The 14,045-nt window shown below is 72.2% G+C and carries 12 protein-coding genes; 6 read left to right on the top strand and 6 right to left on the bottom strand.

Annotated features, from left to right (window positions below; translation table 11 throughout):
- Positions 1-19: 19 nt before the first annotated feature.
- From LN042_RS30185 to LN042_RS30210, 6 genes are all read right to left on the bottom strand, one after another.
- Positions 20-1,591, bottom strand: a complete 1,572-nt coding sequence (locus LN042_RS30185) for a glycosyltransferase family protein (protein WP_230054591.1) — start codon at positions 1,589-1,591, stop codon at positions 20-22.
- Complete coding sequence (locus tag LN042_RS30190) at positions 1,588-2,616, bottom strand: glycosyltransferase family 4 protein (protein ID WP_230054592.1); 1,029 nt, start codon at positions 2,614-2,616, stop codon at positions 1,588-1,590. The genes LN042_RS30185 and LN042_RS30190 overlap by 4 nt, the downstream gene beginning before the upstream one ends.
- Positions 2,601-3,161 carry a P-loop NTPase family protein gene (locus LN042_RS30195; protein WP_230054593.1) on the bottom strand — a complete coding sequence of 187 codons (561 nt, stop codon included), beginning with the start codon at positions 3,159-3,161 and terminating at the stop codon, positions 2,601-2,603. The genes LN042_RS30190 and LN042_RS30195 overlap by 16 nt, the downstream gene beginning before the upstream one ends.
- Positions 3,158-4,240, bottom strand: coding sequence for a phosphoenolpyruvate carboxykinase (ATP) (locus LN042_RS30200; protein WP_230054594.1), 1,083 nt, complete (start codon positions 4,238-4,240; stop codon positions 3,158-3,160). Before LN042_RS30200 ends, LN042_RS30195 begins: the two co-directional genes overlap by 4 nt.
- Positions 4,237-5,655 carry a protoporphyrinogen/coproporphyrinogen oxidase gene (locus tag LN042_RS30205; RefSeq protein WP_230054595.1) on the bottom strand — a complete coding sequence of 473 codons (1,419 nt, stop codon included), beginning with the start codon at positions 5,653-5,655 and terminating at the stop codon, positions 4,237-4,239. Before LN042_RS30205 ends, LN042_RS30200 begins: the two co-directional genes overlap by 4 nt.
- Positions 5,656-6,144: 489 nt before the next feature.
- Positions 6,145-6,564: an ATP-binding protein gene (locus LN042_RS30210; protein WP_230054596.1), complete on the bottom strand. Its 420-nt coding sequence runs from the start codon at positions 6,562-6,564 to the stop codon at positions 6,145-6,147.
- A gap of 255 nt (positions 6,565-6,819) precedes the next feature.
- On the opposite strand from LN042_RS30210, the gene LN042_RS30215 reads away from it, so the two are divergent.
- From LN042_RS30215 to pyrE, 6 genes are all read left to right on the top strand, one after another.
- The gene (locus tag LN042_RS30215) at positions 6,820-8,202 is read left to right on the top strand and encodes an NsdA family TPR-like regulatory protein (RefSeq protein ID WP_230054597.1); all 1,383 of its coding nucleotides are present in this window, start codon (positions 6,820-6,822) and stop codon (positions 8,200-8,202) included.
- A gap of 13 nt (positions 8,203-8,215) precedes the next feature.
- Complete coding sequence (locus LN042_RS30220) at positions 8,216-8,707, top strand: TrmO family methyltransferase domain-containing protein (protein ID WP_230054598.1); 492 nt, start codon at positions 8,216-8,218, stop codon at positions 8,705-8,707.
- Positions 8,708-9,553: 846 nt separating this feature from the next.
- Entirely contained in the window at positions 9,554-10,261 is a 708-nt protein-coding gene (locus LN042_RS30225) for a DUF2617 family protein (RefSeq protein WP_230054599.1), read from the top strand.
- A 369-nt stretch (positions 10,262-10,630) separates the two neighbouring features.
- On the top strand, positions 10,631-12,220 hold the full coding sequence (locus LN042_RS30230) for a spermine/spermidine synthase domain-containing protein (protein WP_372495845.1): 1,590 nt from the start codon (positions 10,631-10,633) through the stop codon (positions 12,218-12,220).
- An 81-nt stretch (positions 12,221-12,301) separates the two neighbouring features.
- The gene (locus LN042_RS30235; RefSeq protein ID WP_230054600.1) at positions 12,302-13,255 is read left to right on the top strand and encodes an SRPBCC family protein; all 954 of its coding nucleotides are present in this window, start codon (positions 12,302-12,304) and stop codon (positions 13,253-13,255) included.
- Between the two features lie 166 nt (positions 13,256-13,421).
- Positions 13,422-13,970: an orotate phosphoribosyltransferase gene (pyrE, locus tag LN042_RS30240; RefSeq protein WP_230054601.1), complete on the top strand. Its 549-nt coding sequence runs from the start codon at positions 13,422-13,424 to the stop codon at positions 13,968-13,970.
- The last annotated feature ends 75 nt before the right edge of the window (positions 13,971-14,045 follow it).

The raw sequence follows: 14,045 nt of genomic DNA on the forward strand, positions 1-14,045 counted from the left end.
CCTGTGACCTGATGACCTGTCAGCGCTCAGTCTTGCCGAACTCGTCGGTTCGGCCCGCCAGTTTGCGCAGGAGGAGCCGCCAGGGACCGGCAAGTCGTATGAACGGCTGGAGCGGGCTGGCTGCGATCAGTGCGGCGCGGTGTACCGGCGTTGGCATCGGGGGCAGCGGGACCGTCTTGGGTGGGATGACGGTGTCACGCAGCGCGGGTGCGAGGTAGAGGAGCCGCGCGGTGAGGAGTGGACCATGCAGCCCAACTCCGATGGCGGCGATCGCGGCCCAGGTGGGACCGGCCCACCAAGCACTGGCGGTGGCGGCAGCAGCGAGCGGGGCGCCGAGCAGCCAGGCGGCCTCGTCGGCCCATTCGCGCAGGACCAGGGCGGCCTTGGCGGTGCGGGTGAGCGTCGACGGCTGGCGGGCGACGGCGCGTGCATGCAGGTCCGGGCGACTGGAGGCGGTGAAGGCCAGGGCGTGGAGGTTGGTCAGTCCGGCGGGCTCGACATAGGGCTCGTCCAGGACGGCCACCGTGCTCGGGGCGAATGCGGCGCCGAGCAGGGAGAGCCGGTGGCCCGCGCCGAGGTCTTCCATGGGTTCAGGGAAGCCGCCAATGTCTTCGATGGCGGGCAGTTGCACGGCCAAGCCGCAGCCGACGCCGTAGATCATCGGGCGCAGTGCGGTTCGCACGAAGGCGGGAAGGGGCGCAGTGGTCAGATAATGGTGGAGCCGGATGCGAGCAAGTTCGATGCCGAGCGAGCGGCGCAGCTGGTAGATCCACTCGCCGGCAAGGAGGGCCCCGGTGGTGCCGGCGGGAAAGGGGCGGCGGCCGAGGAGCGGGAGGCGCTGCTGCTGGATCACCTCAGGGGCGCGGCCTGTGCGGGCGCGGTGCTGGTGGGCGGCTTCGGCGAAGGCATGCAGGGTGCGGGCGTCGGGGAGGGAGTCGGCGTCGTAGACGGCCAGGTAGGTCTGGGCAGCGTCCTCGGCGGAATTCCATCCATACTCATGGAGGATCGAATCGAGTTGGCTCACAGCGTAGTTGAGCTGGCCAGCTTTGCGGCCACCTTGGTTCGGTTGGTGCAGGTGGATGAGCGGAAGCGGCCCGGCGGTGGGGCGGGCGGCTTCGACGATCTGGGCGGTGGTGGGCTCGGCGTCCACCAGGTCGGTGAGTGCGGTGCCGCGATCGGTGGCGAGTTCGGCGGTGAGCTCCTGGGCCGCCGATTCGCAGCGGGCGGCTGGGAGTAGGCCGCGCAGGTCCGTGGCAGTGAGTGGCCTCTGCCTGGCCAACTCTGTGGCTTCGGCGAGGCGTTGATCGCGGGCAATGGTTTCACGTTCGGTGGTGATGACAACGACAGCGGCACAGCCCGATGGGTAGTCGAGTGAGGTGAAGGCCGCGATGGTCTCGGGCGCGACGGTCTGTTCCCGGAGCATGGGGAGCAGGACCACCAGCCAGGGGGCGGGCTCGGCAGCGTGGTCGTGGCGTCGGGCGGCGGTCAGGAGCCAGCGAGCGCTGCTCTCGGTGGCGAGGTAGGCCCAGATCGCTCGGACGAGGAGGGCACTGACCAACACGGGGACGGCGAAGTCGAACCAGAGTGTCACTGGTCAGTCACCAACTTTCGGTAGACGTCTCGGACTTGCTCCGCAACGGCGGGCCAGGCGAACTGCTCGGCACGGGCTCGTGCAGCTTCCCGACGGGCTCGGTCGGCGGCAGTACCGGCCTCGGCGAGCAGGCTCTCGACGGCTTCGGTGGCCGCGACGGGGTCGCCCGGTTCCGTGAGGAGCGCTGCGGAGCCGGTGTAGTAGCTGATGCCGCCGACGTCGGTGGCGACGACCGGGGCGCCGCAAGCCATCGCTTCGAGCAGGGCATTGTTGGCGGTGGCGTCGATGAGCGGCAGGACCACGGCGGCGGCGCGCTGGTAGAGGTCGACGAGTACCGGCTCAGCGACGTTCTCCAGCACGCGGACAGCCGGGTGCCAGCTGCGGGTAGCGGCCTCACGGGTGACGACAACGAGGTCGACGTCCTCGCCATAGCGCCGGTGCAGGCGCCAGTGCACGGTATCCAAGACGTCCCAATCGCGGAGCCACCAGCCGACGGTCAACACCATTGGCCGGTTGCCGGGTTGGAGTGGGTGGCCGGGCCTGAAGGCGGTGGTGTCGATGCCGTGCGGGACCAGGTGGACTCGGTGGGCCGGGAGGCGGTCGGCGAAGAAGGCCCGCTGCACGGGGTCCAGGGTGATGATGCGGGACGCTCGCGGGAGGAGCCGCCGCCACGCGGCCGGCGGCAGGAGTCGGGCCAGTTGCGGGGCAGGCTGGTGATAGGTGACGGCGGTCGGGCCGGCGCGGTGCTGGGAGAACCAGAACTGCTCGTCACCGTAGAGGACATGGGCCGGCTTGCGGTCCGCCAGGATGCGAAGGTCGGTGGCGAAGTGCCTGGCCGGATAGAAGGGCAGCGGGCACAGGCGACGGCCGACCAGGTGTCCGATGCTGGTCAGACCTCGGGTGAGCGGGGTGCTGGGCGGGCCGATACGGCGGGTCTCGGGCAGGTGGTCGAGGAGGCGGTCGTAGCCGCCGTGGGTGCTGTGCCAAGGGACTCGGACGACGGAGGCGATCACTTCGCGGGGCATCGGGCCTCCCAGCGCGCGGGCAGCAGGTCGAGGTGGTGCAGGGCCGGTACCAGGTCGGCGGCATGGTGCAGGCGCAGGACCGGGCGTCCGGAGGCGGCGAGGTCGCTGTTCCAGCGGCGACGGTGCCTGTGGTGATGGACAGGGCCCCACCAGAGGATCGAGTCGCGGGCGATGAGGTGGCTCCAGGTCTCGCGGTTGCCGGCGAAGAGCTCGTGACGGTGCCAGGCGCGGCGCACTGAGCGGTTGAGCAGGCGGGGCAGGCAGGTGCGTAGCGGTAGATCGAGCCAGATCGTGAGTTCGGCCCGGGAGGTTACCGTTCCGCCGACCGAGCCGCCGTAGTTGCCGTCCGTGATCCACTGCTCCTGTGCGACGGCCTGCTGTACGCGGTCGTGGAAGACGTCGTCCGGCACGGGGGTCCAGCACGGTCCCCAAAACAGCCGGTCGAGGTCGATGTGGGGCAGGCCGGTGTGGTGGGCGATGGCTGCTGCCAGGGTGGACTTGCCGGATGCGACCGGCCCGACGACGGCGATCTTCTGTGGTCTCATCCCAGCCTCCCGAGGACGCAGTCCGCCAGGCGGTGGAGCAGGTCAGGGCAGTGCACTCCCGCAGTCACGCGGACAACGGGGAGGGTGTCGGCAACCGCATCGAGCAGTTGGTCCGCCTGGCTCTGCATGTTCGCCGAGTTGGTGGGGCCTGGCGCGAGCCAGGGCTCCAGCCAGTCCTCGTCGTGCGGTGTGCAGCAGGCGGCGGCCAGCTGCCGGCGAGCGGTGTACCGGTCGAGGAGGTCGGCTCCGGGTGGCTGCTGGTCGTCTGTGAGCCGAGGCAGGACGACCAACGCGAGTGGGGCGCTCTCCCGTACCGCGACAGCGAAGGCAGCCGCGAACTCGACAGGGGTGAGCGCCACCTTGCCGCCGGCACCGAGCTCCTTCGGGACGGCGAGCCGGTGGTCCGCTGCGAGCGCCGGTGGCAGCGCGCCGATGGTGCCGGCGCCGATCCGTACCGACAGCGGCACGCCGATCACCCGGTTCGCGTGCTCGGCAATGGCCGCGCGGTCGGCGGCGATCAGATCCGCACCAGCGTGCGCTGCAAGGGCGCTCAGCACGGTTGTCTTCCCGGCGCCGGAGGTGCCCGCGAGCAGCACGCCGCGATCGCCGACGGCGGCTGCGGCCGCGTGGAAGACCGTCCAGCCGCGATCTTGTGTGCACCGCAGGACGGCTTCGCGGATGGCGCGCATCAGGTAGCGCTCGCCGCGCTCGGCGCCGGGGCGGAGCAGGATGTGGACGCGTCCGGCCCGGTCTCTGGCGTAGAGGTGGTCTTCGGCCCGCCCCGCGCCATGGGACGGGCGCCACCAGGTGACGTCGCCGATCTGGGCGAGGTGGTACGGCTCTCCGCGGAACGGAACGACCGTTCGAGACGGCAACTCGGCCAGGCGCTCCAGCCGGTCGGTGAACAGGCCCGCGTCGTGGCGGACGGTGATCGACGTGGGCGGGTGTTCGCAGTCCCCCACACGATCGAGCGTGGCGGAGAAGTCCGTCAGGTGAGCGAGCTGGTCGGCCGCGAAAACGCGGTCGACGTCCAGCGTGAAGCGGTGCCCGCCGAAGTGAACTACCTGGAGCCCCGTCATGAGCGGCTGCCCACCACGACGGCGCCCGCGTGCTGCGCGGGGACCAGCTCCTCGGCGGTACCCGTGATCAGGCGGTGGGCGACGTCGATGCCCATCTTCACGGCGTGGTCCATGTTGCCGATCTCGTAGCGCCAGGTGCCGAAGCGGCCACGGGAGTGGATGCCGTGTGCCTCAAGCCATGGCGTGATCTCGGCGAGTGCCTGATCGCGCCTCAGCGTCGGTACCGGGTAGGCGTACGGGATGACCTCCACGTGCGCACTGGCCAGCGGTGCTTGCTCGGGCACCAGGCCATGGCGGCGCAAGGCCTCGTCGCAGGAGCGTGTCAGTGCCTGCGGGTCGAAGGACTGGTCGGCCGGGAACGAGGTCTCCGTCATCCAGGAGCTGTAGGCCGAGATGTCGCCGCCATGCACGTTGGCGGGGGCGTACTTGCTGAAGTTGGTGACGCGATAGAACGGCACGTCGGCCTGCGGGAAGTAGAGCCACGAACGCGGGTCGGTCGTGGGAGTGCGGTAGCCGAGGCCGACCATCGCCACCGTGTTGTGCCGCAGTCGGGCCGCCGCCCTGCGGACCTGGTCCGGCGCGCTCGCCGCGCAGGCGACGAGCTGGTCGAGCGGCATCGTGGAGACCAGGTGGTCGTAGTCGACGACCTCTCCGCCGGCCAGGACGACACGTCGCTCCCGCACGTCGATCGCCACCGCTCTGGCTCGAGTTCGGACCTGGTTGCCGAGCCGGGCGGCCAGTCGCCGCCACACCTCCCCAGTCCCACCGCACGCGGGGAAGCCGAAGGTGGCGTTCGGGCCCCATGTGCTGTGCGGGCGGCGCGGCCGCAGGGCGGCGGCAAGTACTCCGCCGAGGCTGGCCGGGGCGACGCGCTCCGCGACCCAGGTAGCGCTCATCTCTCTGGGCGGCACGGACCAGACCTTCGTGTTGTACGGGCCGAAGAACCGCTCCACCATCGGCGTCCCGTAGGCGGCGTGCAGCCAGGCCCCGAAGTCGTCCGCGACCTGACCTGCGCTGCCGCGAAGTCGTACCGAGGCGAGCCCGGCCAGGCAGGCGACGGCATCCTGCGGTGGGAGGGTGCCGAGGTGCTGCTGGAACGGATACGGCACCCACCGGTTGCCGAACCGGACGTAGGACGAGCGGTCGTGGATCAACAGCTCGTCACTGCCGAAGAGTTCGGCCAGCAACCGGTCGAACTCCCTGAAGTGCGAGAAGACGACGTGCCCGCCGAGGTCCCAGGTGAAGCCTGCCTCGTCGACGACGGAGGAGGCGAGCCCGCCGACGCTGCTGCCGGCCTCGAGCACCACCCAGTTGCGGTGTTCGAGCTGCCGCAGGGCATTGGCGCATGCCAACCCGCAAGGGCCAGCGCCGAGGACGACGATTCGGTCGTGGGTAGCGGTCATGGGAAGGGACATGATCGACCTCTCTCCTGACGGGGTACGGGGGATTCGGTGCGGGTCCGCCGAATTGCGCTCGGCGGACCCGCACCGAGTTGTTCAGCTACCTACGGCCCGGGAACGGCGGCTCCGGGATCGGAGGCGGCGGGGGCGGAAGAGGTGGCGGCGGCGGAGGCTGCGGGGCCTGCCAGTCGACCACTCCGGTGCTGCGCGACATGTAGTTCACCTCCTCCCGCTCATGAGTACCGACGGACGGCTCCAGCAGGAGCCCTGTCCCCGCCACGGCCGGTCACTGACCAGCTGGCGGGAGCGTTGCGGGATAAGTGGACGTGATCGGCTCACGATCCGTGCGCTGGCCAGCGCGGCGTCGTGGGCCTGGTAGTAGACGTCTGAGTCCGAGCAGGGGAGCGACGGGAAGCTGCCCAGGAATCCACGCTGGGGTCAGCACGGCACCGACCGGATCGCGTGACCGACGACGGTGACGCCTCGTCCCGATGGTCATGTCGCTCATGCCGGTCTCGTTCGGGCCGTGACCTGCGCCCATACGACCTTGCCGAAGGGCTTCAGGTCCACGCCCCACCGATCGGACACCCGGTCGACGAGCGCCATCCCCCGGCCGCGCTCCTCGTTCAGGCCTGCCTGGATGAGGACGGGCAGCGCACAGGAGAAGTCCTGCACGCTCACCTGGACGGTCCGCCCGTCCCGTGTGAGCCGCACGACGATCCGGGTGCAGCCGGTGTGCCGAACCGCATTGGTGACGAGCTCGCTGACCAGCAGCCTCACGCTGTCGGTGAGTTCGCGCAGCCCCCAGTCCCGCAGCGTCCCGTCGACCAACCGCCGGGCGTCCCTCACGGTCTCCAACCGGCACGGCATCCTCCGCGCCACCTGGTCGGTCGTGACCGACGTGGTGAACGTTCCTGCGGTCATCATCGCCTCCTCGGGTTAGGTGCTCCGAAGACCCGCGCTGCCGAGTGTCCCGGCACGCGCCCTCGAAGTGGGGGCCACCGCGCGACTGGTGAACGGGGCAGGCCCGGTATGACGTGGGCTGCCCCCACCACTCGGCCGGTGCGGCCAGTCACTGGAGCGGCATGCAGTTAGTGAACTGCCGAACCGCTACCAGGAGTACGATGCTGGACACCCAAAGTGGTTTATCCGGTTTAACGTCCCGTCAGGAGGTGGGCGTTGGCACCAGGGCGAGAACCGAACCAGAAGCTGCGGGCAGTCATCACCGAGACCAAGCTCCCGGGTGACGCGATCGCACGCCTGGTCAGAAGGGTGGCGGCTGAGCACGGTGAGGCGCTGGAGACCAACAAGTCGGGCATCACGCAGTGGAAGAACGGCGTCCAGCCAGCCGGGAACGCCGGCGTCTACCTGGCTGAGGCGCTGAGCCGTGCCCTCGGAAACCGGGTGGTCACGCTCGAAGAGATCGGCCTGACCGCCCCTGCTACCCGCGCCCCCGACTGGGACGCCGATACCCTGAGTGCGCTGGCCGAACTCGGGAGATCCGACGTGGACGTGGAACGCAGGCAGGCGCTGGGCACGGCGGTCTATTCGGTGGCCGCCTTATCGCTTCCCGGTGATGACTGGTGGCCTCGGATGGCCAACCGCGGCAGCACCCGCGGTGCCACCGCGACCCGACGAGTCGGCCGTGGGGACCTCGCAGCTGTCCGCGAGATGACCACCCTGTTCTCCCAGGTCGACCAGCGGCGCGGCGGTGGCCACGCCTGGACGTCGGTGGTGCAGTACCTGACCACCGATGTCACCGCCTACCTGCAAGGGAAGTTCACCGACGAGCGGATCCGCCGCGAACTCTTCTCGGCGGCCAGCGAACTCGCTTACCTCACCGGTTGGATGGCCTTCGACGGCGGTCGGCACCCAACGGCCCAGAGTTACTTCACCGAGGCGGTCAAGCTCGCCGCCGAGGCAGGCGACGCCCCGATGGCCGCCCACGTACTGCGAGCCATGGCCCACCAGGCGATCGACCTCGGCCACCACCAGCAGGCTCTGAACCTCGCCACCGCATCCGTCGAAGGCGACCGCTACGCCCTCGCCTCGCCGCGCGAACGAGCCCTCCTCGGCGTCGTCCATGCCCGCAGCCTGGCCGTCTCCGGACGCCGGAACGCCGCCTCCAAGGCGCTGCTGCGGGCCGAAGACGACCTCGCCGCCGCCAACAGCGGCATCGAGGAGCCGGACCGCGTGTTCTTCTTCGGCGAGGCAAGCCTGGCCCACGAAACCGCCTGCGCCCTGCGGGACATAGGAGATCTGGGCGGCTCCGTGCGGGAGTTCCAGCGCAGCGTCCGCACCCGCAAAGCGACCGCCTTCACCCGCACCCATGCCGTGACCCTCGGGTACCTCGGGTCCGTACACGCCCAGCTCAACAACATCGAACAGGCCTGCGCCACCTGGTCGCAGGCCCTCGACGCCATGGACGGCATCCGCTCCGGCCGCACCCGCCAGGCCGCCACCGACATGCGCTCCCTGCTCTCCCCCTACCGACGGCGCGGCACCACGACTGCGAGCGAGATCGATGCCCGCGCCGCCGCCTACCTGTCCGAAACCGCCTGATGAGGAGTCAGTGATGGCAGACCGTGAGACGTTCGAGGTCGAGGCCCTCGGCCACGTGGTGGGTGGGCGGACCGAACCCACGGACGACTTCTGGGGCGGCACCCGGGCCATCATCCGGCTCGACGGCTCCCTCTTCACCCCCGATGCGACCAAGGGCCTCGAAGACTTCTCCCACCTGGAGATCGTCTTCCGCTTCCACCTCACCGACCCCACCGACCTGAACCTCGGCGCCCGCCGCCCCCGCGACAACCCGGACTGGCCCGAGGTCGGCATCTTCGGCCACCGCAACATGCGCCGGCTGAACTGGCTCGGCGTCTCCCGCTGCCGTCTGCTCAAGGTCGACGGCCTGGACCTCCACGTCGAAGACCTCGACGCCGTCGACGGCACCCCGGTCCTCGAAGTGAAGCCCTGGTTCAGCGAGATGGGCCCGCGCGGCGAGCACCGCCAGGCGGAGTGGACCACTGTGATGCTCCGGGACTACTACGCTCCCACAGGCCAGGGCTAACAACCACCGGTGGGCCGGGGACATCAGCGTCTCGGTGCCGCCCCAGTACCCGCCTTGGATTGGCGCCTTGCCGATCTCGAGACCGAGAAAGCGAAGCCACTCTAGAATCCGCCCTCCATCGGAGCTGAGCTACGTCATGCCCAGTCACTGGCGAGGGCGGGTTCACTCCAGCAGGTGCGCACAGCCGTGCGGGGCGGGGGTCCCTGGTCCGTCGGCACGGCTCGCCCGGGCCGGCCGGTGGCCGACCATCCAACTCTCGTCCGCTTGACCGGGGTTGGGCAGGTTTCGTGGTCGATCAGGGTTGCCCGGGCCGGCCGGTCGAGCGGGATGCCACCGGACCGTGCACCCGTGGTTTCCGGCCCGGGTGACGGGTGCTGCCGGCCATCGGCTGGTCCAATCCCACTGGCCGGCAGCGGAGTTGTCCGCAGACCGGAGCCGCCGGGCACCGTCGCCGCCGCGCAGGCGAGGCCCGCCGCGGCCGAACCGTCGGGCCGACGCCGCCTCCGCGCCCCGGCACGCCCTTGTGGTGGCACGCCTGCGCAGGGAGGGCGCATGCGCCTCGCGCAGGGCGCGCGCCTCGCCCACATGGCGTACATCGAGCAATCTCGTTCAGCGTTCTGCTCATACCCGGCCAGGCACTACGCCCACATCGGTGAATATGCAACAAGAATAGGTAAATCCCTGACGGACCCGAAGAATTCGTGCTTCTCTGCTGCTGAATCCCCAGCCGGAATCCTTCCTTCCACGGTCGACCGCGTCCTGGATCGCACAGCCACGAACCTCCTCGCCTTCGGCCGAGTCGGACGGCACGGCGGACGCGTACGGAGCTGAAATGCGGAGACCAGCATGCTCACCACACTGCAGACGTCCTATACCGACACCCGTGCCGGTGACCTGGCCTGGTGCCTCGGCGGCCGACCGCTGCCCGCCCTGGCGGTGCGCGACCTGCCGCTGCCGGGCCCGGACCGGGCCGCGCCCGGCCCCGGAGCGGCCGAGCCGGCCGGAGCGGAACGCGCCACCGCGGGCGGCCGGGCCCCGGAGGGCGGCCGGGCGGCCGCAGCCGACGGCAGCCGTGGCGGCAGCGGCGACCGCAGCGGCGGCGGGTCCCTGCAGTTGCGCCTGCTGGGCGCCTCGCACCAGGTGGTGATCACGGCCGACCCCGGCGAATGCCTGGAGACGGTGGCCTGCCTGCCCGGCCGCCGCACCCCGCTGCCCGCCCGGGTGGCCGAGCAAGTGGCCGGTTGGGAATACGAGTTCGCAGCCCGCATCGAGGCGCTGCCGCCGCACGTCTTCGCCGCCCGGGCGCAGGAGATCCTGGCCCTGGTGGACGAGCATCCGCGGGGGCTGGCCGGCATCTTCCCGGGCGATCCGAGCGCCTTCACCGCCCTGGTCGCCCAGGGCAGCGCGGAGCGGGTGCTCTGGCGCACCTGGCACGCCTACCCGCAGGAGGGGCGGCTGGTCTGCACCCGCTCCTCGCTGGTGGTTCGCGGGCTGGGCGCGGGCGCGGCGCGCGCGGGGGCGCGGTGCGCGATGGCCCGACCGAGTCTGCCCTGAGGAGCGGTTCACCGGTCGAGCCGAAGAGAGTCGAGGAGAGCCGGACTCGAACACTCTGACTGATCGTCAACTCAAATCCATGCTCCACCACTCGAAAGGGTGCAACTACCGGCGGCCCGTGTCGCCTAGCGTTTCTTCGTGATCAACCAGCCGCCGGGCCGCGCCGTGCCGCCCGACCTCGACCGCGACGGAACCGACCCCGCCGAATGGCTGCCGGCGGTCCGACTGCGGGCGCGCACCCGCGGCCGGAACCGGGAACGCCAGCCGCCCGAGCGGCGGGCCGCCCCCGCGACGCCACCGACCGGCCCGGACCGCCGGCACCGCCCGGCCCGGGCCCGGCTGCGGGTCCGCCAACTGCGACCGCCCCGGATCCGCCCCCCGGACGGACGCACCCGAACGGAGGATGCGGCCGCACCGTCCACCCGACCCGTGCGCCCCCGCGCCGCCGAACCGCTGGTGCTGTTCGCCGCGTTCGTCTGCGCGGCCTGCGGGCTGGTGTACGAGCTGGAGCTGGTCGCCCTCGGCGGTTACCTGCTCGGCGACTCGGTCACCCAGACCTCCGTGGTGCTCTCCGTGATGGTCTTCGCCATGGGCGTCGGCTCGCTGCTGGCCAAGCGGCTCGCCCGCCGGCCGGCCACCTCCTTCGCCCTGGTCGAGTGCTCACTGGCGCTGGTCGGCGGCCTCTCGGTGCTCGTGGTCTACGGGAGTTGGGCCTGGCTGGGCGATTACCAGGTCGCCCTGACCACGCTGACCTGCGTGATCGGACTGCTGATCGGCGCCGAGATCCCGCTGCTGATGACCCTGGTGCAGCGGATCCGCCGTAAGGAGGCCGGCCGGGCCGCCGCCGACCTGTTCGCCGCTGACTACGTGGGCGCCCTGATCGGCGGCCTGGCCTTCCCGTTCCTGCTGCTGCCGCACCTCGGCCAGGCCGGCGGCGCGCTGCTCACCGGGGCGGTCAACGCGGTGGCCGGCGGCGCGGTGGTCCTCTGGTTGTTCCGGGACGAGCCGGGGCCGCGGCTGCGTCCGCTGCTCTGGGCCGGCTGCGGCGCGGTGCTCACCGCCCTGGCGGTGGCCGCCGCCCACACCGGGGCGATCGAACGCGCCGCCCGGATCGCCCTGTACGGCACCGCGCCCCGGCAGGCGGTGCAGAGCCGGCAGGGCGAGATCGTGCTGACCGGACCGACCCGGATACCGGCGCCCGGTGGCGACCCGGTCCGGCTCTACCTGGACGGCCGGCTGGCCGCCTGCGGCAGCGACGAGTACCGCTACCACGAGGCGCTGGTGCACCCGGCGCTGGCCGGCCCCGCCGACACCCGGGTGCTGCTGCTCGGCGGCGGGGACGGCCTGGCACTGCGCGAGGTGCTGCGGCACCGCGACGTCGCCTCGGTGCTGGTGGTCACCGCGGATCCGGCACTGACCGGGCTGGCCCGCACCGACCCGGTGCTGGCGGCGCTGGGCGGGCATTCGTTCGCCGATCCCCGGGTCCGGGTGGTCTACGCCGACCCGCTGGCCTGGCTGCGGCAGGACACCGGCACCGAGCGGTTCGACGCGGTGCTGGCCGACCTCCCCGCGCCGCAGCGGGCCGCCCGCGGCGAGTACCACACCACCGAGTTCTACGGGCTGGCCGCCGCCCGGCTGACCGCCACCGGTCGGCTGTCGGTGCCGGCGCCGGCCGGGGCCGGGGTCTGGACGGCGGAGGCGGGGCTGCGCGCGGCCGGGCTGTCCACCGTGCCGTTCCCGGTGCCGGGATCGGGGCCGGCCTGCGATCCGGCGGGCAGCGGCACCCGGGCGGCGGTGCTGCTCGCGGCCCGCGGCGGCCGGCCGGAGCTGGATCTGGCCGCCGACGCCCCGCCGCCGCGGGCGGTCACGCTGGCCGGCCTGCGGGCCGCCGCCGCCCAGCTGGCGAGCCGGCGGCCGCAGCCGCTCCCCCCGCCCAGCACCCTGCTGGAACCGCGCTGATTACGCCTCCCGCACCACACCGCGGAAGCCGAGCGGTGCCGTGCCCTTCCGTGCGGCGAACGGGTCGGTAGGCTCACAGTCATGGAGCATGAGGTTGTCATTCCGCTGCCGGTCGAGCTCGTCCAGCCCACGCTGGACGATCCCGCGCTGCTCGCCCGCTGCCTGCCCGGTCTCAGCACCGACGCCTCCGACGCACCCTCCGGTCGCCGGTCGTCCGACGGCCCGCCGGAGATCAGCGGCCGGCTGAAGCTGCGGATCGGCAGCTCCACCATCACCTACCGGGGTCTCATCTCACTGATCCGCAGCGGCGCGGCGGGCGTGGTGACCGCCTTCGTGGAGGGGCAGGAGGCCCGCGGGGACGGCGAGGTGACGGCCACCGTGCGGATCGCGGCCAGCGCCGAGGGGTCAGAGCAGACCCGGCTGCGCTTCACCGGCGACCTCACACCGGGCGGCCGACTCTCCGACTTCGACGACGAGACCCTCAGCGCGGCCGGGCGCCGCCTGCTGGATCGTTTCGCCGCCGCACTCGGCGAGGAGCTAACCTCCGAGTCGGTCGAGGACGACGAGGAGGCGGCGGGCGAGCCCCCGACGCTCTCCGTGGTGCCCGACCCGGAGCCGCTGCCGGACGACCTCTTCGCCGAGGACCTCTCCGACCTGATCGCCTTCTCGCCCTCGGACGACGACAGCGACCGGAACGACCAGGACGACCGGGCCGCCGAGCCGGTCGAGCTGCCCTACCCGCACGCCGTGCCCGACCCGGTCTCCGAGGACGTGCTCTCCGGGCCGGTCCGGCGCAGCATCGTCGGCCGCTCCGCCGAGGAGGTGGACCACGCCCCGCCGCGCGGCCGGTACGCTCCCGCGCTGCCGGCCCGCAGTGCCCGGGCCCGGGCCGCCAGCCGCTGGTACGGCGAGGACCACGGCGCGGTGAGCGGCCCCAGCCTCGCCGAGCGGCTCGCCTCACCCTGGGTGATCGGCGGCGGAGTGGCACTGCTCGGCGGTGCCGTGATCGTGGCCCGCGCACTGCGCCGCCGCTGACCCCGACCGCAACGCGCACCCGCGCCCCGCGCCGCCGCTGACCACGGCGCGCGGGGCCGTGAAGCGCGCCGCCGCCGACCCCGAACACGACCCGCGCCGCGCGCCGTCGCTGACCCCGGCGCGCGGGGCCGTGAAGCGCCGGCGGACCCGAATAGACTGACTGCCCATGAGCAACCCGAGCAACGACCGCGCCGCCCTGCTGGACCAGATCAAGACCAAGGCCGTGGTGCACGGCAAGGTGATCCTCTCCTCCGGCAAGGAGGCCGACTACTACGTCGACCTGCGCCGGATCACCCTGGACGGCCAGGCCGCCCCGCTGGTCGGCCGGGTGCTGCTGGACGCCACCGCGGACGTGGAGTACGACGCGGTCGGCGGCCTGACCCTGGGCGCGGACCCGGTGGCCACCGCGATGCTGCACGCCGCCGCCGCCCGCGGCCGCGAGCTGGACGCCTTCGTGGTCCGCAAGACCGGCAAGGCGCACGGCCTGCAGCGCCGGATCGAGGGCCCGGACGTCAAGGGCCGCCGGGTGCTGGCGGTCGAGGACACCTCCACCACCGGCGGTTCGGTGCTGACGGCCGTCGAGGCGCTGCGCGAGGCGGGCGCCGAGGTGGTCGGCGTCGCGGTGATCGTGGAGCGCGGCGCCGCCCCGGCGATCGAGGAGGCCGGCCTGCCGTACTACACCGTCTTCACCGCCGCCGACCTCGACCTGGCCTGACGCGCGGCCGCTCCGGCCGCCACTGCGGCGGCGGTGGCGGCAGCGCGGGCGGGTCCGGCCACCGGTCATGGCGTA

The sequence above is a fragment of the Kitasatospora humi genome (assembly GCF_020907985.1).
Lineage (GTDB): Bacteria > Actinomycetota > Actinomycetes > Streptomycetales > Streptomycetaceae > Kitasatospora > Kitasatospora humi.

What these genes read in the sequence shown, in the direction of transcription:
- LN042_RS30190 (WP_230054592.1), bottom strand. Translation starts at nt 2,616, where the DNA reads ATGCCCCGCGAAGTGATCGCCTCCGTCGTCCGAGTCCCTTGGCACAGC.
- LN042_RS30195 (WP_230054593.1), bottom strand. Translation starts at nt 3,161, where the DNA reads ATGAGACCACAGAAGATCGCCGTCGTCGGGCCGGTCGCATCCGGCAAG.
- LN042_RS30200 (WP_230054594.1), bottom strand. Translation starts at nt 4,240, where the DNA reads ATGACGGGGCTCCAGGTAGTTCACTTCGGCGGGCACCGCTTCACGCTG.
- LN042_RS30205 (WP_230054595.1), bottom strand. Translation starts at nt 5,655, where the DNA reads ATGTCCCTTCCCATGACCGCTACCCACGACCGAATCGTCGTCCTCGGC.
- LN042_RS30210 (WP_230054596.1), bottom strand. Translation starts at nt 6,564, where the DNA reads ATGACCGCAGGAACGTTCACCACGTCGGTCACGACCGACCAGGTGGCG.
- LN042_RS30220 (WP_230054598.1), top strand. Translation starts at nt 8,216, where the DNA reads ATGGCAGACCGTGAGACGTTCGAGGTCGAGGCCCTCGGCCACGTGGTG.
- LN042_RS30225 (WP_230054599.1), top strand. Translation starts at nt 9,554, where the DNA reads ATGCTCACCACACTGCAGACGTCCTATACCGACACCCGTGCCGGTGAC.
- LN042_RS30235 (WP_230054600.1), top strand. Translation starts at nt 12,302, where the DNA reads ATGGAGCATGAGGTTGTCATTCCGCTGCCGGTCGAGCTCGTCCAGCCC.
- pyrE (WP_230054601.1), top strand. Translation starts at nt 13,422, where the DNA reads ATGAGCAACCCGAGCAACGACCGCGCCGCCCTGCTGGACCAGATCAAG.